This window comes from Sphingobacterium kyonggiense, assembly GCF_039536825.1.
Classification (GTDB): Bacteria; Bacteroidota; Bacteroidia; order Sphingobacteriales; family Sphingobacteriaceae; genus Sphingobacterium; species Sphingobacterium kyonggiense.
Genome location: NZ_BAAAZI010000006.1, coordinates 749652 through 769184 on the forward strand (window position 1 = coordinate 749652; position 19533 = coordinate 769184).

General features: G+C 36.5%; 14 protein-coding genes and 2 tRNA genes. 7 read left to right on the forward strand and 9 right to left on the reverse strand.

Annotation, left to right across the window (positions count from 1 at the left end):
• The first annotated feature begins 517 nt into the window (after window positions 1-517).
• Window positions 518-1060, forward strand: coding sequence for a biliverdin-producing heme oxygenase (locus ABD676_RS08105; RefSeq protein ID WP_344674096.1), 543 nt, complete (start codon window positions 518-520; stop codon window positions 1058-1060).
• Window positions 1061-1122: 62 nt separating this feature from the next.
• On the opposite strand, the gene ABD676_RS08110 is transcribed toward ABD676_RS08105, so the two are convergent.
• From ABD676_RS08110 to ABD676_RS08130, 5 genes are all read right to left on the reverse strand, one after another.
• A complete protein-coding gene (locus ABD676_RS08110; RefSeq protein ID WP_344674097.1) occupies window positions 1123-3315 on the reverse strand; it encodes an ATP-binding protein in 2193 nt (730 codons plus the stop codon).
• A 179-nt stretch (window positions 3316-3494) separates the two neighbouring features.
• The gene (locus ABD676_RS08115; RefSeq protein ID WP_344674098.1) at window positions 3495-4001 is read right to left on the reverse strand and encodes a pyridoxamine 5'-phosphate oxidase family protein; all 507 of its coding nucleotides are present in this window, start codon (window positions 3999-4001) and stop codon (window positions 3495-3497) included.
• A 109-nt stretch (window positions 4002-4110) separates the two neighbouring features.
• A complete protein-coding gene (locus ABD676_RS08120; protein WP_344674099.1) occupies window positions 4111-5694 on the reverse strand; it encodes an ATP-dependent DNA ligase in 1584 nt (527 codons plus the stop codon).
• A gap of 1 nt (window position 5695) precedes the next feature.
• Window positions 5696-6697, reverse strand: coding sequence for a ligase-associated DNA damage response exonuclease (locus tag ABD676_RS08125; protein WP_344674100.1), 1002 nt, complete (start codon window positions 6695-6697; stop codon window positions 5696-5698).
• 147 nt (window positions 6698-6844) lie between these two features.
• Window positions 6845-7576 (reverse strand): hypothetical protein, encoded by a 732-nt coding sequence (locus tag ABD676_RS08130; protein WP_344674101.1) that lies wholly within the window; start codon window positions 7574-7576, stop codon window positions 6845-6847.
• Between the two features lie 273 nt (window positions 7577-7849).
• Here ABD676_RS08130 and ABD676_RS08135 point away from each other — a divergent pair, with 273 nt between their 5' ends.
• Entirely contained in the window at window positions 7850-10381 is a 2532-nt protein-coding gene (locus tag ABD676_RS08135) for a tetratricopeptide repeat protein (protein WP_344674102.1), read from the forward strand.
• A 361-nt stretch (window positions 10382-10742) separates the two neighbouring features.
• Here the strand turns inward: ABD676_RS08135 and ABD676_RS08140 are convergent.
• Window positions 10743-10816, reverse strand: a tRNA-Ile gene (locus ABD676_RS08140).
• Between the two features lie 89 nt (window positions 10817-10905).
• Between ABD676_RS08140 and ABD676_RS08145 the strand changes: the two genes are divergently transcribed.
• The 3 genes from ABD676_RS08145 to ABD676_RS08155 all read left to right on the forward strand — a co-directional run bounded on the left by ABD676_RS08145 (window position 10906) and on the right by ABD676_RS08155 (window position 12131).
• Window positions 10906-11541 carry an HAD family hydrolase gene (locus ABD676_RS08145; protein ID WP_344674103.1) on the forward strand — a complete coding sequence of 212 codons (636 nt, stop codon included), beginning with the start codon at window positions 10906-10908 and terminating at the stop codon, window positions 11539-11541.
• Between the two features lie 76 nt (window positions 11542-11617).
• Window positions 11618-11809: a 30S ribosomal protein S21 gene (gene rpsU, locus ABD676_RS08150; RefSeq protein ID WP_344674104.1), complete on the forward strand. Its 192-nt coding sequence runs from the start codon at window positions 11618-11620 to the stop codon at window positions 11807-11809.
• A 250-nt stretch (window positions 11810-12059) separates the two neighbouring features.
• A tRNA-Arg gene (locus ABD676_RS08155) sits at window positions 12060-12131 on the forward strand.
• A 78-nt stretch (window positions 12132-12209) separates the two neighbouring features.
• Here the strand turns inward: ABD676_RS08155 and ABD676_RS08160 are convergent.
• Both ABD676_RS08160 and ABD676_RS08165 read right to left on the reverse strand, forming a co-directional pair.
• Window positions 12210-12848, reverse strand: coding sequence for a hypothetical protein (locus tag ABD676_RS08160; protein ID WP_344674105.1), 639 nt, complete (start codon window positions 12846-12848; stop codon window positions 12210-12212).
• A 20-nt stretch (window positions 12849-12868) separates the two neighbouring features.
• Window positions 12869-15175, reverse strand: a complete 2307-nt coding sequence (locus tag ABD676_RS08165) for a TonB-dependent receptor (RefSeq protein WP_344674106.1) — start codon at window positions 15173-15175, stop codon at window positions 12869-12871.
• 154 nt (window positions 15176-15329) lie between these two features.
• Between ABD676_RS08165 and ABD676_RS08170 the strand changes: the two genes are divergently transcribed.
• Window positions 15330-15548, forward strand: a complete 219-nt coding sequence (locus ABD676_RS08170) for a hypothetical protein (protein WP_344674107.1) — start codon at window positions 15330-15332, stop codon at window positions 15546-15548.
• Window positions 15549-15635: 87 nt separating this feature from the next.
• On the opposite strand, the gene xerD is transcribed toward ABD676_RS08170, so the two are convergent.
• On the reverse strand, window positions 15636-16529 hold the full coding sequence (xerD, locus tag ABD676_RS08175) for a site-specific tyrosine recombinase XerD (protein ID WP_344674108.1): 894 nt from the start codon (window positions 16527-16529) through the stop codon (window positions 15636-15638).
• A gap of 115 nt (window positions 16530-16644) precedes the next feature.
• Here xerD and ABD676_RS08180 point away from each other — a divergent pair, with 115 nt between their 5' ends.
• Window positions 16645-19506 carry a M16 family metallopeptidase gene (locus tag ABD676_RS08180; RefSeq protein WP_344674109.1) on the forward strand — a complete coding sequence of 954 codons (2862 nt, stop codon included), beginning with the start codon at window positions 16645-16647 and terminating at the stop codon, window positions 19504-19506.
• Window positions 19507-19533 lie beyond the last annotated feature (27 nt).

Consider the following 19533-nt stretch of genomic DNA (forward strand, 5'->3'; position numbering starts at 1 on the left):
AAGGATGTTTAGTTTATCTGTTAAATTTTTTCAATAAGTAGTAGGCTTATTGGTTTTTCATTTAATAAAGTATGGGGTCAAATATATAAAGTTTTAATAATTAATAATATTTTCAATTAGTAGGAAATAATAAGTTCAATAGATTTTATTTAAAATGATTTCCATAATAAAAGGCTTGAATTGTGAAATAATTTGCTGAAATACTAAATAGTGTTTAACTACTTGTGTAATTAATAATGTTGGGTAAATAGCTGTTTAAGCAAATATTTAAGAGAGGATATAGGTGATTAATAAGGTAATGCTAAAGCTGATCAATCAATAAATCTTTTCTATTGATTTACGGATATTTAGGTCCTTTAATTTTTTTGTAACAAGTTTGTGTGTTGTATCTTAGATCTTTAATTATACAATAAAATGAAATAAAATAGACAGGCAATTGAGGATATTAGACTATCTTCGGCTTTGTCAAATGACAAGATAAATCACGCTATTTATTCTATTTTGTAAAATACATACTATGCAGACTTCCTTATTTTTGAAATCCGATACATTAAAGGCCCATCAGGCTACGGAGAAATTGGTTATTAAACATATCAAGGAGATTGATACGGATAAGAAGTATGGTGAGTTTTTGAAAAAGTTTTATGTTTTCCATACTACAGTAGAAGAAGCTACCGCTGAATATTTAAATGCATTTAAACCTCATTATCAATTTGAAGAATCTTCTATAGACATCAAAGCGGACTTGGATTTTCTTGGGTTTCCGACTCCTAGGCAAATGGAATTCAACTTTCCATCTATTGATAATTACGCTGATGCCCTAATAGCACAATATGTTTTAATGGGTTCCAGTTTAGGGAGACCATATATAGCGAAAATGCTCCAGGACAGAGGAATTGAAGGTCCCTTTAATTTTCTGAAATCAAATACGGAAGAGTCTTCGGATAGATGGACCAAATTTAAAGAGTTATTAGACGAAGAATTAGGAGAAAAAGACAAGGAACATCTCAAAAACAAAGCAAATGAAGTTTTCAATGCAATGGCAAATCTATTTGCCTGAGGTAAATGGATTCAAAATTATCATTTAAATATTGCAAGGTTAAGAAGCCCTTTCATTAACCATTATTGAAAGGGGAACATGAGTTTTACAGTTGTGCCTTGATTTATTTTACTGCTAATGCTGATATCAATATCCAATTTATCGGCTATCCTTTTTACAATGGACATACCTATACCGGATCCTTCAAATCCGGTTGAATTGGACATCCTTTTAAACATTTGATAAATAGTTTCTAATTCTTTTTCGTCAATACCAATTCCATTATCTGAAATAGTATATATAACTCCGTTATCTGTTTCTACAGAGCCTATAATTACTTTTGCAGATTCGGATTTAGAAGAATATTTAATAGCATTACCAATTAAGTTTAAAAACAGCTGATACAACAATGTTTTTTCTCCTTGCACAGGTAACAAGTTTTGAACTACAATTTCTACATTATTTGAACCATATCGGTATTTACTGTTATCTATAATTTCATTTATAAAGTTCTCCGGTTCAATAGTTTCCTTTTCCATATAGAAAGCATTGGCCTTGGAAAATTGATGTATCTTATCCAACATATTTAAAGTAATCTGAACTGACTCTAATATATTGGAACTCATTTTCTGTAATAGATTGGGGCTGATTTCCTTTTTATATTGTAAGAATTCTGTCGATATCTTGATAGCGGACAAGGGGTTTTTCAGATCATGACTTATGGTATAAGCATACGTGTCTAAGGCATTGTTCATTTCAATTAATTGTGAATTCAACATCTCGATTTCAGCGGCCTTATTTAATAAGGAATCTCGAATTAACTCTCTTATCCTTGCTAGGAAGTGTAGATGTTTCAGGCTCCATTTTTTTGAAGATCCATTGACCTGTTCCTTCCATACTTCAAATGATGTTCTTGGCGAAGGAAATAATTGACCTGTCTTGTTACTTTCTTGATAATGTTTTTCTGGTTTTCCAGCCCACTCTCGATCGATTATTATTTCTTTTCTAAACCAACATATATAAAAATTCTTTAAGTGATCAATTTCTATAAATGCCAAACCGGCTATATCTTTTTCAAAGGTTTCATTTATTTCAGGTACTTTAAAAAGCTCATGTGTTGTAAAAACATGATTATTTGCTAATTGATTTAGACGATTGAATTGTGATCTAAGTATTTCTTTATTTGGAAATAAACCTTCTTGATAAATGGAATCATCATAACTGATCGCTATTCCATCAGCATTTAATTTGTCCATTAATTCCTTAGAGAAGGTTTTTAATTCAAGGAAAATATTTGATTTCAATAATAACTTTTCCTTTAATTGTAATTCGAGCGTTTGAACTTCATTCAGATAGGACATTTCTTCTCTATCCTCTAATTGTTGATGCTTGTTAGCCGCAAAGTTACAGGTCATCAACGCAAAGTTTCGAATTGCCAAATCGATATGTTTGGGCGATTCATGTTGGCAACATACCAATCCCCAGAGTTCTCCTCTAATGATGATGGAAAAACTAATGCTTGATCTAAATCCTGCATTCTTCAAATATTGTAGATGGATTGGTGATAACCTTCTAATGGAAACCTCTTGAAGATTGATTTTTTCATTCGACTCTGAAATTATCTTTGAACCTGATTCATCGGTGTCAACTATAAATCTACAGTGTTTTGTTTTATATAATTCTCTGGCCTGCTTTGGAATATCAAATTCTGGATAGTTTAAACCTAAATAAGAATCTAATTTCGATGTCATCAAAGTTTCAGCAATTACGACGCCACTTCTATCCTCATTAAACTGATAAACCATAACTCGGTCAACTTCTAAGTTTTTAGAAATTATTTCTGTTAAAATCTTCCAGACGTCTTGTTCTTCATTTTGAAGATTGATAAGCTTATTGTTCATGATATTAGTTTTACTAATATCCGTGCTAATGCAGTATTCAAATTCTAAATAGACTTTATCTTTTTCATTTGATAAACTCAGGTAGAAAGATTTTCCATTTAATTCGATAAGTTGAGTTGACCGTTTATACTCTAGACTTGCACTAATCTCATTAAAAATGTTATGGAGTTCCTTTTCGTCATTGGTTAAAGGAAAGATGATCTGAGCGACATTCTTATTTAGAATTGAGGAATGGCCAATCGTTGAAATGTATTCACTGATATTATCACTGACAGCCTCAATTTGACCATCCTTATTGGAGATGATTAGAAAACCTACGTTTTGTATAGTTCCGAGAAATTGAATTTGCTCGTCTTCACAGTTAATTTTATCCATTTTTGGTTTGTCAGTGTGTTATATAGGAAAGTAATTTAAGGCGTTCTTAAAGCTTTCCAATATGCTGCAAAGTAGATAGAATAATTTGAATAATACCGATAAATAGAAATTTATATAAAATATAAAAGGCTATTCTCTTAATTATTGGAATAGCCTTAATCTATAGTCTGTTTTAAGAATTATAGTTCCAAATCTCCTTCGTTTCCTACATCTTCCTTACTGACGGTTACTATTTTTTTAATCATGCCAAACAACATGGTGATTTTATTTGAACCACTATCCCAATAATGAGCCTCCTCAGGATTTACTTTTAGAATGCGAATATTGGGGTCTGTTTTTCCCTTTTCAAACCAACCTTCCATCATTTTGTTCCAATATTTATCAATACGTTCTTGATCTCGGGATAGGCTAGCAGTGCCATTGACGCTCAAGAATGTATAATTCTTAGGGTCAGCGTAGAAAACCGAAATCTTATTGTCTTTTTCTAAATTTTTAAAGGTTTCACTTTCTGCCGATAAAATGTACCATACATTGCTGTCTTCATCCACCTCTTGGCGACTCATAGGGACTCCATGAGGATAAGGAGAATCTGCATTAAAGCTACAAATTGTTCCAATGTCAATTTGATCTATAATAGCTTTGAATTTTTCATGTGCTTCTTTGTTTTTGATATTTTTCTCTGCCATAGTTATTTCTTTTATAGGGAACAATCAAATAATATGGAATGTTTAGAATAATGTATTTCGTTCAATAAATGCGATTTCCTCAGCTATTAATATCGTTTTATGTAAAGCGTTATTGACTAATTAGTTTTTTTATTTCTTGAATGTCATCAATTTCTGAAGGACTTTTATCCCGCCGCCACCGCACTATCCTTGGAAACCTGAGAGCTACTCCAGATTTATGTCTATTACTAAGTGCTATTCCTTCAAATGCGATTTCAAATACAAGTTCTGGTTTAACCGTTCTTACGGGCCCGAATTTCTCTAAAGAGTTTTCACGGACAAATTTACTTACCTCAGCTATCTCGCTATTGTTAAGACCAGAATAAGCCTTAGCAATAGTTACTAGTTTATCCCCATCTTTCACCGCAAAAGTATAATCGGTATAATGTCCGCTTCTCCGTCCACTACCGCGTTGAGCATATATTAATACAGCATCTATGGTCATAGGGTCTATTTTCCATTTCCACCAATATCCTTTTTTACGTCCCACCAGATAAGCAGAATCTTTAGCTTTTAACATTAATCCTTCCGCATTTATATCTGCAGATTTTTCTCGAATTTCTTTTAGCGTTTCCCAATCTCCAACAATAATTTCTTGAGAAGGAATGAATTTCTCTGAATTAATTTCCTTCAAAAGCTGAAGCAATTTTTCTCTTCTTTCTCTGAGGGGTAAGGTTCTGATATCTTCCCGATTATCCTCCAAGATATCAAATGCAATAAACCGAATTGGCACTTCTTCCAAAAGTGTTTTACTGATGTTTTTTCGGTTTAACCTTCGCTGCAATTGATTGAAATTCATAACCCCAGATAGGTTATAAGGAACAATTTCACCATCAATGACAAAATCCCTCTCCAATCCTTCGAATTCATTTAAAAGCTCAGGAAATTGTTCATTTACCATTTCTTCTCCTCTAGACCAGATAAACAATTCCCCAGCACGAAAAATAATCTGCCCACGGATGCCATCCCATTTATATTCTATTTGCCAATTTTCAGGTATTCCTAAACTTTCTAATTCATCATTAAGCGGATTTGCTAGGCAAAAGGGATAAGGAGCTGATAAATTATGATTAATATGTACCCCTTTTATAAAATCCTCAAAGCTGATTTCATTTGGGTCCCATTCCGACATTAAACTGTGTGCTACTAAATTAGAATCCACTTGATAATAATTAGCAAAAGCATTGATCAAGGTCTTGGAAGAAATGCCAATGCGGAAACTACTGCCTAATAATTTATTGAATACAAAACGTTCCACTTGACCTAACTGTGCCCAAGATTCTTTGATGTAAGCCTGAACCTCCGTATCGCTTTTATGTTGCAAGGAGATGATTTCTTGCATCCAAGTATTTAATGGTTTATCAATTGTACGAGTGGCAGGAGGAATAATAAGGGAAATCGTCTCAGCTAGATCTCCAACTGCTGTATAACTTTCTTGGAACAGCCATTCTGGTATTTGGCTAATTTGTGCTGCCCATTCACGCATAGCTGAGGTCTTAACAGATCGCCTAGGACGTTTTCCAGTAAATAACCGCATAAACCAATACTTGTCCAATTCAGAAGATTCACCCAAAAAGGTTTCAATTGCAGTTATTTTGCTGTTGGTCTTATTTGTGCTGTCAAGCGCATTAATCAATTTTGCGAATACCTTCATTTTATTGAATTACAGTTTCATCAATTTCCTCCTCTACACCAAATTCTGTTTTAATCTCCTCAGCTTGAATTCCTAGCTCTTGGAGGTACCTAGAAAACTCGGCTTTAAAACCATGCGTAACATAGACTTTTTCAGCCTGTGATTCTCGAACTGCCGTAAGCAAACCTTGCCAATCTGCATGATCACTAATTGCAAATCCAGCATCGGCAGAACGCCATCGCCTAGCACCCCGGACTTGCATCCAGCCTGAGCAAATGGCTGTATAGGATTTAGGGATGCTCTTGAGCATATTTGATCCAAATAGGGAAGGAGGGACAATGATAATCCCCGAATTAAAGTTCTTGGGTTTATTGTTGAAATCAATGTCTTTGTAAGCTGGTAATTCGATGCCTGAGGTAGTGAAGGCTTGGTTTATACGCGATATAGTATAATGTACATATAGATCACCAAGGCCATCCAACGCTTTCATAATCCTTTGGGCTTTTCCTAGAGCATAACCAATGAGAATTGAAGTAATTCCTTCCCTCTGATTGTTTTGAACCCAATCTCGTAAATTTTGATTAATCTGCTCAACAGGAAGCCAATTATAAATGGGAAGTCCAAAGGTACTTTCTGAAATTAGTTCATGGCATTTTATAGGTTCAAATGCCGTGGATAATCCATCATTTTGTAATTTATAATCTCCAGTTACCACTGTGACTTTTCCTTTGTATTCCATCCTAATCTGGGCCGAACCAATAATATGTCCAGCTGGGTGTAAAGAAACCTTAACACCATTTATTGTCAATTCTTGACTGTAATCAACTGCCTGCACTTTGATGTCTATGCCCAATCGTAATCTCAAGATCGGTTCTGTAAGCTTATGGCACAAGTAGTTTTTCATCCCAACACGTGCATGATCTGCATGTGCATGGGTGATAATGGCAAAGTCAACAGGTAACCAAGGATCTATATAAAATTTCCCAGGTTCACAGTAAATGCCCTCTTTTCTGAATGTTAACATCGTTTTTCTATAGTCTTCTCTGTTAGAACATGAAGAAGGTCAAATTGTTCAAGACATATTAACAACGAAATCATGGAGACTACGATAGTAAGTACGGAGATAATAAATTGATGGAAAATATTGCAGAAATTTATAAATAGAATAAACTCAATTTTCTTTTAACTCCACAAATTGCTGATAACATCCTTGAATATATTTTAAAAAATCATATCTGTTCCAGTGTTCAGATTGGCTTACTGTTGGGCGATATTTTTCCACAAAAGTGACCAATTCTTCTTCTTTTATATTGGTCGTTCTCCTAATGATTTCTAATGTAAATAAGCTATCAATTTTACTTTCATTAGCTAAGCTTAAGATGTTACGCTCCATTTTTCGAGCTCTAAATCCATTTTTGCTAATCAGCTCGTAAAAGAAAGTTAAAGGTTTTCCACTGAAAGGGTTAAGTAAGGAAAGGGGAGGACGACCTCCATAATAGATGCCATTTCTGTTGTTTCTCTGCTTCTGAATTTCTCGGGTTATTTTAAGTTCATTATTAGTGGGAGTTCCGGTTACTAGAATCTCTTGTAAAACGATGCCTTTTTTCTTTAGATAAATAGAATCATTTAAATTGTTTCCAAAGAATTGTTTTGTTTCCCAATTTTCATGTCTGAATTCCAACGTATCTCCCGTTTTATAGTCGATGGAGAATTTTCCATAATTATCAGAAACGGCATGAGATTTAGTGCTTAGATTCAAAACATTTATTCCTTTTAATGCTGTAGCGGTTTCATAAGCATAGATGCCCGCTTGAATAGCTTTTCTTTCTTGTCCATTTACAAAGTGTAGCAATCCAATTATTGTAAGAAGCAGGGAAAAGAAATTCTTTATGACAATTTTCATGAATTTAACGTACTAAGTGTATCATTTATTTAAACTGGCTTGGTACAGATTTTTGAAACATCATTATTGCTTAAAAGTAAGTTTATTTTTGATCTAGAAAGTTTGTTTAGCATAATTTAACATCTGTTTTTATGTAGTCAAATTGTTCAAGTATTTTCTAATTATGGCTAGGATTTTGTTAGTATTGATATTGCTTGTTAAAGGGTCTTAGACTACTTATAATGCTTCCTTTAGCATGATTATCTATAGAAAAGCTTTGAAATAGAGAAAGAAATGAAACAACAACATAGATTCAACTATAATCATCTAAAACACATACTAACCGGAAGTTTATCACTTTTATTAGTTACGGGATATGCTCAGGAAGTGAAAAAACAGCCTGTGGAGAAAGCTAAGCCTACGCAACCAACAGCTGAATCACAATCCGGCGTTATGGATTCTATTGAAATTGTTCGAGAGTATCGCCCTGTTTTAGCAGATGCGGTAAAGGTTCGACGTAGCCCAGATATGAAGATTGATAGAAAGGCTTTAGAATTAGAACTTCGCCAGATAGCGGCAAGTATGTATTATTCAAAAAACGTATTCAAAGAGCCTTATCATAGCCCATTACCTCAACGCTATCCCAATTCATTGGCTAGCAATATCGATAACAACAGAATCGGTATTTTGGCTTATTTAGCGGGTGAAAACCCAAGGGCAACTTCTATTCTGCAGCAAGTAAAACCATTAGATGCTTTCTATCAAAGCGCATTGATCGCATTAGGACGTATTGCTATTAAAAATGGCGATAAACCAGCTGCACGAAATTTATTTTTTAAGGCATCTGCCCTCAATTACGATGAGGAATTGAAATCAGATGCTCTATATAACTATGCCAAAACTCTATTTGAACTTGATTCCTTACAAGCTTCGTTGAAACCTCTTCAGGAGTTTATCATCATGAAAAATAAAGACCTGGTTGCTGATGCTAATAATGCAGAGACTACAGAATCCAGAATGGCTAAAGTCTTGGCCGGTTCCAGTAATTTTCAAGTAGGGGTCTATTTATTGGAATCATTCAATAATAAAGATCAAAAGGCAGAGCAAGTATATCAAAGAATTACCTATTACCGTGGATTGGAGTTCTATAATGAACGAGCATTTGAAAATAGTATTTCCATGTTTATGCGATCGGAGAAATATCAGTATGATCCGGAGATGGCCGCTTTAGCGACTTATTGGAAAGCGGAGGCCATGTATGAAGTTCGAAAATATGGTGAAGCAGTAGATAACTTTACCAGATTCCTGCAGATGCCAGCTGCGAAAAATACTTCGGTATACAATTATGCGAATTATGCCTTGGCATATGCAGCATTCCGTATTAATAAGTATAGCCTAGCAGCTAATTATTTTGAACGCTTTTTAGCTTCGGAGGAAGGATCTTCAGATAAAAATATTCGATACGATGTATTAGCTCGTTTAGGAGATTCCTATCTATCCATGCGCGATTACGGAAGAGCAAATGATTATTATGATCAGCTGATTAGTGCAAAAGCTCCCAATCAAGACTATGCCTTATTTCAACACGGAATTATACAAGGACTGCAAGGTGACAATGAGGCTAAGCGCAATACTTTGAAGTCGGTGGTGCAGAAATTTCCAAAGTCAAACTATGCGGACGATGTAGCCTTTGAGATCCCTTATATCTCTTTTGTAAAAGGAGATTACGATGAAGCCATAGAAGGGTTGCAAAAGATGATTAAGCAATATCCACGCAGTAGTTATGTGCCTAGAGCATTAATGACGATTGGACTTGTGCAGTATAATAAAAATGACACCGAAGCCGCCAAAGCTACCTTTGAACGAGTGATTAAAGAGTATCCTACAACTGGAGAGGCTTCTCAAGCATTACATTCCATCGAGAGTATCTACCTGGATCAAGGAGATGCTACAAGCTATATTCAGTTTGCTACCAGTAGTAATATTAAAGACTTAAGTGAAGCAGAGCAGGATAACCTAGCATTTCAGGCAGGCTTTACCTTGTTTTCAAGAGGTAGATATGGCCCAGCAGCAGAGGCTATCGATGCCTATTTTGATAAATTCCCAAAACCTAGAAAAGAAAAGCACGCACGCTTTATCCGTGGAGTGAGTTTATACCATACTGGAAGACCGGAGGAAGCCTTGCATGACTTGAATATCATCTTGAACGATTGGACAAGTCCATATACAGAGCAAACCCTGGTTACTGTCGCTGCCTTGTATCTAAGCTTAAAAGAGTACAATGAAGCTATTGTTCACCTCAAAAAGTTAGAACTTAATTCAGATTTTAAAAACAACTATGGTTATGCTGTTACTAATTTGATGATTTGTTATTATGAGATTGGTGATTTTGAACAGATGGATAAGTATGTAAAATTAGTTAAAGAATATAAAGGAGCCACTGAACAGGAAATAGCTACAGCACATTTATACAGTGCAAAGGCTTTGCAACAGAAAAAGAGTGTTACGGCTGCAACAAAAGAACTTAATCTGGCAGCCTTAAAAAGCAAGTCGGCCGCTAGTGCTGAAGCAAGGTACTTATTGGGGCTAATGCAATATAACAGTAAACAATACGATAAAGCTCAGGAATCTGCCTTTGATGTGATCAATAATATGGAGGAACAAGATTATTGGGTAGCAAAGAGTTTTCTGTTGCTGGCAGATACTTATGCTCGAAAAGGAGATAAGGCCCAAGCAAAAAGTACCTTAGAAAGTATCCTTGAAAATTATGAAGGAGATGATGATATTATCCCTGGTGCTAAAGATCGTTTGCAAAAACTGAGATGATGAGACCATTCAATAATTTTAGAAGTTTTGTTATTAATTCTGACAAGCAGAAGTTAGTAACTGTTGAAAACCTAATCTTAAACATTATTGTCTCAGTATAGGGAGAATATAGTGTAACTTCTTCATCAGGATTTGATGATTTCGTAAATTTTAAAGGGAACAGAGGTAATCTCCCATATGTTAATAAAACAACTTATAAAAAGATGAGTCATATTTAAAGATAGGGAGATGGTGATTTTTAAGGACATAACTGCTTGACATGGTTTAAGAAATTAGTAATATCTTTTAAATTCACTGACCATATTACCTACCCCTTAAAAAACCAAAAGCCTGTAAGTTCTCACTTACAGGCTTTTTTCAGTGCTCCCAACTGGGCTCGAACCAGTGACCAAAAGATTATGAGTCTTCTACTCTAACCAACTGAGCTATAGGAGCTACTTATTTAACATCAAAATAAAACAACCTTCTGCCTTATTTGACGATGCAATTATCGATATTTGGGACGAGAAAACAAAATTTTTTATATGCAAAATATCAAAAATGTTATTCTAGATTATGGGAATGTCATCTATATGATTGACTTTGCGCGAGTTCGACAAGCATTCCTGGATTTAGGAATTTCACAAGTAGACGAGTTTTTTGGTCACAGGGGGCAAGACTCCTTATTTGATGCCTTCGACCGAGGTGAAATTACAGCTGCCGAATTCCGTGATGGGGTAAGGGAAAAGGCAAACCGACCTGACCTTACCGACCAACAGATTGATGATGCCTGGAATTCCCTGCTAGTAGGTGTGCCTGCTGGAAAACACGAATTATTAGAACAATTACATGCTCGATACCGTATGTTTCTCCTGAGTAACAACAATGAGATTCATTATGCCTATTGCATGAACCACATCAAAGAAGTCTACCAGGTAGAAAGTAACGATCAATTCTTTGAGAAAACCTATTATTCGCATTTGGCAGGTCTAAGAAAACCCGATCTAAAAATCTTCGAGTTGGTGCTTCAGGAAAACGATCTAGATCCTTCAGAAACCCTGTTTATAGACGATAGCCCGCAACATTTGGAAGGAGCGAAGCAATTAGGGATTCATACCGCATTATGTACGAGAGAGCATCCTTTAGAAGCAATTGTGAACGAATTCGGTTTATTAAAATAACACTTGTGTAATTCATTGTCTTTCGCTACCTTTGCAGTCCAAGAATATTACGACGAAAGGAGGTATATAAAAAGCTATGATTATTGTAAATGTAAAAGAAGGAGAATCTCTAGATAGAGCATTAAAGCGTTTCAAGAAGAAATTCGAGAAAACTGGTGTGTTAAGAGAACTACGCTCCCGTCAAGCTTTCGAGAAGAAATCGATCACTCGTCGTACCCAAATTAAGAAGGCGATCTACAAACAAGGATTAAACCAAGATAACGGTTAATTCCATGTTGTATAACATACAGAAAGGCCATTCCTTATCGGATGGCTTTTCTTATTTAACAATATGCTGATATAAGCCACAGCATCCCAATAATCAATAGCAATAGGGGGATAGCTTCACCCAGAAATAACCTGAAATTCATGGTCTTGTTTTAGGAGTTATGAATTATGCTGGTCGAAATGAGTGGATTGATAAAAATCATGTTAGCAGCTATTGAAAGCCATCAAAAAAATAGTATTTTTGGCCTGCCGCCTGCGTAGTTCAATGGATAGAATATCAGATTCCGGTTCTGCCGATGTGGGTTCGACTCCCGCCGCGGGCACTAAATACAAAAACAAGAAAGGCTAATCGATCCCGATTAGCCTTTTATTTTACACCTTACCCACTAAGGTTTTACAAATTAATGTGCGTGATCATGTTCATCTTCACCTACTAAATGCAATTCGAATTTTAAATCCAAATCATTAGCTCCACCGAATTTGGTGTAATCTTTATTGAAGATGTCTGTTTTTGTATCAAGGCTAGCTTTAACACCTGGGTTCAAGTGTCTCAATACATAGTTGAAAATAAATGTACTTGTCTCTTTCTTCACGGTAATATATCCAACAGTTCCTACTTTTACTCTTGTGCCATCTGCTTTTTTATCAGCATACGTTACAGTTAAAGCATCTTGAGGAATACCTAATAAAAATGCAAAGTGTATATCATCACGTTCTACGAAAGTCTGTTGGCTTTCGCGTCCTGCGAAATCACGTACAGTTAAATTAAAGCGGTAAGATTTACCTACTTCCAAGTGTACATGCGCGCCTACATCAGGTAATAAGTTGTTCCCTTTAAATTCAATTTTCTCTACTTCTGCACCTTCGAAATCATTGTAGTGGAAATGATCATCATGTGCTTCTGCTTTTACCTCAGTAAAGGTTAAAGTAGCTCCTGAAACTTCTTCTTGATCAACCTCTTGTGCAGGGTCATCTTTAGAGCATGCGGAAAATAAGGATACAGAGATTAAAGCGATGAATAGGATATTTAATTTTTTCATGATTTTGATTTTAATGTTTTTTAAAAGTTATAGTGTAATGATAAGACGATGTTTCGTCCTTGACGATCGGCATAATACCGGAATCGATCCATATAATCCTTATAGGATCTGTTTAACAGGTTCTCTACACGTAAAGCAACGGATGCCTTGTTATTTCCCAACTGGAAAGGCTGCGCTGCATAAAAATGAAATAAATGATAAGCCGCAGGTGGAGCTGCAAAGTCAGAACCTGCCTCATAACGATCTTGCTTTGCTACAAATTGATGACTGAACTTGATATAGCCTTCATTCTTTCGGTCATAGGTCCATTGCAGACTATGTGTCATTTGATCCGAAGGGATATAAGGCAAATAGCTGTTTAGGTCCAAGTTTTTAGCTCGTACTAGTCCGGCATTCACCTGATAGCGAAATGAAGGATCTATTTTCCAATTCAAATTCAAGTCCAGCCCGTAGAATAAAGCATTATGTTGCGTATAGCTAAATACAGGAAAAGTACCGCGAATGGTTTGTCTAACAGAATCCGGGTTCGGCATGGAGTATATGTAATTACTGATGTATTGCCCATATACATCTGCTTGAAACTGGAAGTTCTCGCTTTGTCTACTTATGGAGTTGATCCATTTATAGCCTTGCTCAGCCTTTAAATTAAGACGTCCAATCTCATAAATCCCTGCACCATGATGTAAGCCGTCACTGTAGAGTTCGTTCGCTGTAGGCGCTCGCCAGGCCAATCCTAGAGATGATTTTAAACGCCACAGGTCGTTGATGCGGTATAAGCCCCCTAAAGATCCCGAGAAGTTGTGAAATTCTCGGTTATCTTCCAATTTATAAAGTTGGGGAAGAGCATCATCCTTGTCCATATACTTATACCGATATCCTGCAGCATCAAAATGTCTGTAGTCATAGCGCCAACCAGCCTCGGCAGTAAATCGATTCCAGGTCTTTTGGTGCAAACCAAATAAACCAATTGACCAGCTGTCAAAATTTGGAATGATCGGTGTTGTTCCTGTGCCTGGTACATTGTTATTGACTTGTGTTCCAGCCTGCATACCTATGCTATGTCCATTTTTACTTAGAATTGCTTCTAGATTCTGCGTTTCCAAAACCATATCCGACATGGGTACATCGTCACTCACGGAACGGCGAAGGTCAAATTCTTGACGGTGATTTCTCTGCCATCCGTATTGTACCTCTAATTCATATCCAGACTGAAAACTGTTTTGGTATTTTAAGCGCCCCAATTGATGCGATACTTGTTGTCTAGGAGCACCGATATCGTAACTGAAACCATAGTTTTCCAATGGCTTTCCATGCTCAATACGTGCTAAAATATCCTCTACGGTTCCCACATGAGCGCCATAGAAAACACCCAGATCCGTTTGGAATCTGCTGTAGTAAGCATCGAATTTCTGGTTTTTAAGTTGATACTGAAGTTGCCCAGAGAAATTGAATTCCTCTACTCCAGTATTACCCATATAATAATCGGCAGCCTTGCTGTTTCCCAATTTTTTACCTGAAGCCTGTACTTTCCAGCCTAATCCTGAGATGGCTTTTAATCCGCCCGAAAGCTGTGCATTGATAGCGGCTCCTCGACCATTGCTGTATCCTATAAGATCAGCTAAGCCTTGTATTTTATCCGTATTTATGTTGCTCGATTTTGCGATTAATACACCTGCCAAAGCATCAGCTCCATAACGCACTGCCTGAGCTCCTTTAATCAATTCAAATTGTTCAGCTGAAAAAGGATCTATTTCTGGGGCGTGTTCTAATCCCCATTGTTGTCCTTCCTGCTTAATGCCTTGGTTTAATAAAAGGATACGGTTACTATGAAGTCCATTGATTACCGGTTTAATAACACTATGCCCAGAGCTTAATAAACTAACCCCCGACATATTGCCAAATACCTCTGCCAATACCTTGCCCTTGCTCTCTTGAATCTGTTGTTCATCCAAGCTTTGTCTAACCGCAGTAACTTGCTCCTGACGTACCGCGTTTACTTGAACTTCTTCAATTCGCTGCTCATCCTGTGTCAAGGTGATGCTAATTCTATTTCCATTAATATTTTCTAAGGAAATAGTTTTACTAACATAACCTAAAGCGGTAACCTTAAGTTGATTATCCGTTTTTCCTATTGGAGTTTTAAAGCTGAATTTTCCCTCAAGATCAGTTTCTGTTGATTGTTTGGAGTTCAATAAAGTTACTGTGGCAGAGGCTATACCCTTTGCCTGTTTATCAAGGACAACGCCTTGTAAATATGAATCATTAGTCTGTGCCAATCCAACAGTCCAAAGACAAAGGAGTAGCCCTGCTAATAGCAAGTTGCGCATGTGTAATTTGAATTACCTGTAATTTGTGTAATCGTGTAAAAGAACCTATTTGATGATTAGGCTAGGGAAGGAGGTGCACGAAGCCCCTTACTATACAATTTCGGGAGAAATATAGCTAGAGTAGGCTGTGTTAAATATTCTTTTTTGAGTTCGAATGAAAACGGCGTTAATTGCCAGTTCCATTCCAACAACTGATCGACCTGCTGCTGATAATACAAAAAACAATAGGTACAATCATCATGATCGGATGTATGATGGTGATCGTGATGTGCGGTACTGCAGGACGTATGATCGGCTGTTGGGTGATCATGTTGATGCAGGGATATCAAGGCCAGGGAAAGGAATATTATCCCTATCCAAGAGCTTGCAATAAATTGTTTTAAATTTCTTATCCCTGAAATCATCTGGCAAAGATACATCAAATGCAATTAGGTTGCAAGGATAAATATACTTTGTTGCGTTATGATCTCGGGTGATACTGGGTAATGACGCTTTGTAAGTATTCCTTATCAATATGGGTATAGATCTCGGTGGTTGTAATACTTTCATGTCCCAACATATCCTGAACAGCACGCAAATCTGCACCACCTTCTACTAGGTGGGATGCAAAACTATGCCTAAAGCTGTGCGGACTTATTTCTTTTCTAAGTTTTATTTTAGCGGCTAAATCTTTAATAATCAGAAAGATCATGACACGAGAGAGCGGGTTGCCTCGTCGGTTCAGGAATACATAATCTTCCATCCCCATTTTGATGGGTTGATGAATACGCACCTCCTCAAGGTAAATCTTAAGGTATTTTATCGCTTGTTCACCAATAGGAATTAGCCTTTCTTTATTGCCTTTTCCTTCGACTTTAATAAATTCAACATCGAGAAATAAATTGGAAATTTTTAGGTTACAAAGTTCTGACACCCGCAATCCACAACCGTATAATACCTCTAGAATGGCTTTGTTTCGCATGCCTTCAGGGGCAGACAAATCTATCGCAGCTATCAGATCGTCAATTTCTTGTATACTCAGTACTTGGGGGATCTTTCTAGTAATTCGGGGTGTTTCTAATAATTCCGCAGGATTATTATCCCTGTCGTATTCGATTTGTAGAAAGGCGAAAAACGTTTTGATCCCTGATAATAAGCGTGCTTGAGTGTACGCGGCAATATCAAAATCATTCATCCAGGTTAAGAATTTCTGTAAATCCTTACTGCTGATTTCGCTTAAGTTAAGCTCGGTAATGTCACAATATCGTTGTAGTTTTTGGACATCATTCAGGTAGGCATCAATGCTATTGTTGCTAAGTCCGCGTTCTAAAAGCAAATAACGCTTGAAATCTTTTTTGATGCTAACCCAATCCATTCGTTAAATATATATAAAAAAAGACGATTATTCGTTTGGTGCTTTAATTAACAAACAAAATATTGTATTTTGGGACATTATTTTATAATGACCGTTCTAGATTAAAAAAAAGATTATGAAAATTCTGAAACCTTTGGCTTTAGCCTTCTTATTACCTTTTACGGTAGAGGCGGCGAGTGCCTATGTTCCAAGCTCTATTACTACCGAAGCGAAAGTTATTTTGAAATCCGATTCATTGAAATGGGATGCCAAATTGCCTTTTGACCAGACTGTTAAGCAAGGAAAGCTAGCGAATGGCTTCCAATATTACATTCGTAAAAATACCGAGCCCGAAAAACGTGTAACCATGTATTTGGCGGTGAAGGTTGGTTCTATATTAGAAAATGATAAAGAACAAGGTTTAGCACACTTTTTAGAGCATATGAACTTCAATGGTTTGAAGCATTTCCCTAAAAACGAATTGGTGGATTACTTACAACGTGCAGGCGTACGCTTCGGATCCGATTTGAATGCTTATACCGGTTTTGATGAAACAGTTTATCAATTACCTATTCCTTCTGATGATCCTGAGTTATTGAAGAATGGTCTACAGGTGATGCGTGACTGGGCTCAGGACGCGATGTTGGAGACTGATGAAATCAATAAAGAGCGTGGTATCATCATGGAAGAAATGCGTGGTGGACGTGGTGCTATGCAACGTATGCGTGATCAATTCATGAAAGTAATGGTGAACGGTTCGCGCTATGCTAATCGTCTACCTATTGGAACTGAAGAAGTGGTGATGCACTTCGACCCTAAGTTAATCCGTGATTTCCATAAACAATGGTACCGTCCAGATTTACAATCTATTATCATCGTAGGTGATGTAGATCCTGTACAAATGGAAAATGAGGTAAAACGCCTTTTCTCGGATATGCGCGTAGAGAAAAAACCAGCTGTTCGCACGAAATATAAAATTGACCTCCTAAATAAAAATCAGTTTATCAAAGTTACAGATCCAGAGATGGCTTATACTGTTGGGCAGATAATGATTAAACATAAAGAGGATAAAGTAGAAACAGTTAAAGATTACCGCCGTGAATTGATTAAAGGTATTTATACCCAAATGCTTAATGCACGTTTAGGTGAATTGACTCAATCGGCAACTCCACCATTTGTTCAAGCAGGTGTTGACATTGAATCCTTAATGGGTGGTCTAGATAATTTCTCGGCTTATTTCGTGTCTAAACCTGGTGAATTTGAGTCTGGCTTTAAAGCTTTAATTCGCGAATTGGACCGTGTAGATAAATTTGGTTTTACCGAGTCTGAATTCAAACGTACCGTTTCGGCTTACAACAAGTCTAACGAAACTTCTTACGTTGAGCGTGATAAACGTAAATCCGATAGCTATGTAAACAGCTACTTGCAGCATTTCTTAAATGACGCACCTGCATTAAGTAGTGAAGATCGTTATCAGATTACAAAACAACTATTGCCTTCTATTACATTAAAAGAAGTCGTAGCAGTTGGTGAAGAATATTATGTTGATAATAATCGCGATGTTGTCATTCTAGCTCCTGATGCTGAAAAAGCAAAATTACCTGAAGAAGCTCAAGTGAATACGTGGTTTGCAGATGTGGATAAAGAGCAATTAACGGCTTATGAAGATAAAGTTTCAGATTTACCGTTGTTGAGCAAAGAACCAGTAAAAGGAACGATTGCATCAGAGAAAGCTATTGATAAAATCGGTGCTCGCGAATTGGTGTTAAGCAATGGTGTGAAAGTTGTATTAAAACCTACTACCTTTAAGAATGATGAGATCTTAATCCAAGCTTATAGCCCAGGAGGTACATCTTTATACAGCGATGCAGATTATATGTCAGCTTCTTTCGCTAGTAACTTGGTAAATAGCAGCGGTATTGGTCAAATGAATACCATTGAATTGCAAAAGTACATGACTGGAAAAGAGGTGGATATCAGCCCATATATTTCAGAGCGTACCGAAGGTCTATCTGGTTATTCGGATAAAGAAGGCTTAAAAACTGCATTTGAATTGATCTACGGTTATTTTACAGAGCCTAGAATTGATGAAGATGTATTCCAAAGCACCATTAGCCGTAACATCACCATGTTGGCTAACCGTGAAAATGATCCAAACTTTGTGTTTAGCAAAAACATCATCAATACGTTATATGGCGATAACATCCGTCGTAATCCTGCTGATAAGAAAGAATTGGAGCAAGTAAATAAAAACCGTGCATTAGAGATCTATAAAGATCGTTTTGCTGATGCATCTGACTTTACATTTGTTATTGTAGGTTCATTTACTGACGAAGAAATTAAGCCTTACTTAGAAAATTATTTAGCAGCTCTTCCAACTACAAACCGTAAGGAAGAAGCTAAAGATCTAAAAATCTTAGAGCCCGCTAAAGGCGTTGAGAAAATTGTCAAAAAAGGCCAAGAGTCTAAAGCGAATGTTCGTTTGTCCATTTACGGTGATTACAATTACAGTGATGCGGAGAACATGAATATGAGTGCGCTACAGACGATCATGTCCAATTTATTGATCAAACGTCTACGTGAAGAGGAAAGTGGTGTTTATGGAACTGGAGCTCGTGCTTCTTACTCGAAAAACCCTACAGAACGTTATTCATTTAACGTAAGCTTCGGTACGAGTGTAGATAAATACAACTCTTTGATAAACTCAACCATTGATGAATTCCGTAAGATGAAAGCTAACGGTCCAACAAAAGTTGACTTGGATAAATTCGTAATTGAAGAAAAACGTCAATATGAAGTTGGTGTTCGTGAGAACAGATATTGGTTAGGTCAGATCATGGGCGCCCTTCAGGTAGGTCGTGACATTACTTATCCTACGCGCTATGTTGAAGAATTGAATAAGGTAACTCCTGAAACAGTGAAAGCTGTAGCAAACAAGTACCTGAAAGAAGATCAATTGTTCAAGTTTATCTTATTGCCTGATGAGGTGAAAAAATAAGCGAATAGCTGAAAATAATAAAAGGCT

Coding starts and splice junctions, on each gene's coding strand:
- ABD676_RS08105 (WP_344674096.1), top strand. CDS start 518: ATGCAGACTTCCTTATTTTTGAAATCCGATACATTAAAGGCCCATCAG.
- ABD676_RS08110 (WP_344674097.1), bottom strand. CDS start 3,315: ATGGATAAAATTAACTGTGAAGACGAGCAAATTCAATTTCTCGGAACT.
- ABD676_RS08115 (WP_344674098.1), bottom strand. CDS start 4,001: ATGGCAGAGAAAAATATCAAAAACAAAGAAGCACATGAAAAATTCAAA.
- ABD676_RS08120 (WP_344674099.1), bottom strand. CDS start 5,694: ATGAAGGTATTCGCAAAATTGATTAATGCGCTTGACAGCACAAATAAG.
- ABD676_RS08125 (WP_344674100.1), bottom strand. CDS start 6,697: ATGTTAACATTCAGAAAAGAGGGCATTTACTGTGAACCTGGGAAATTT.
- ABD676_RS08130 (WP_344674101.1), bottom strand. CDS start 7,576: ATGAAAATTGTCATAAAGAATTTCTTTTCCCTGCTTCTTACAATAATT.
- ABD676_RS08135 (WP_344674102.1), top strand. CDS start 7,850: ATGAAACAACAACATAGATTCAACTATAATCATCTAAAACACATACTA.
- ABD676_RS08145 (WP_344674103.1), top strand. CDS start 10,906: ATGCAAAATATCAAAAATGTTATTCTAGATTATGGGAATGTCATCTAT.
- rpsU (WP_344674104.1), top strand. CDS start 11,618: ATGATTATTGTAAATGTAAAAGAAGGAGAATCTCTAGATAGAGCATTA.
- ABD676_RS08160 (WP_344674105.1), bottom strand. CDS start 12,848: ATGAAAAAATTAAATATCCTATTCATCGCTTTAATCTCTGTATCCTTA.
- ABD676_RS08165 (WP_344674106.1), bottom strand. CDS start 15,175: ATGCGCAACTTGCTATTAGCAGGGCTACTCCTTTGTCTTTGGACTGTT.
- ABD676_RS08170 (WP_344674107.1), top strand. CDS start 15,330: ATGAAAACGGCGTTAATTGCCAGTTCCATTCCAACAACTGATCGACCT.
- xerD (WP_344674108.1), bottom strand. CDS start 16,529: ATGGATTGGGTTAGCATCAAAAAAGATTTCAAGCGTTATTTGCTTTTA.
- ABD676_RS08180 (WP_344674109.1), top strand. CDS start 16,645: ATGAAAATTCTGAAACCTTTGGCTTTAGCCTTCTTATTACCTTTTACG.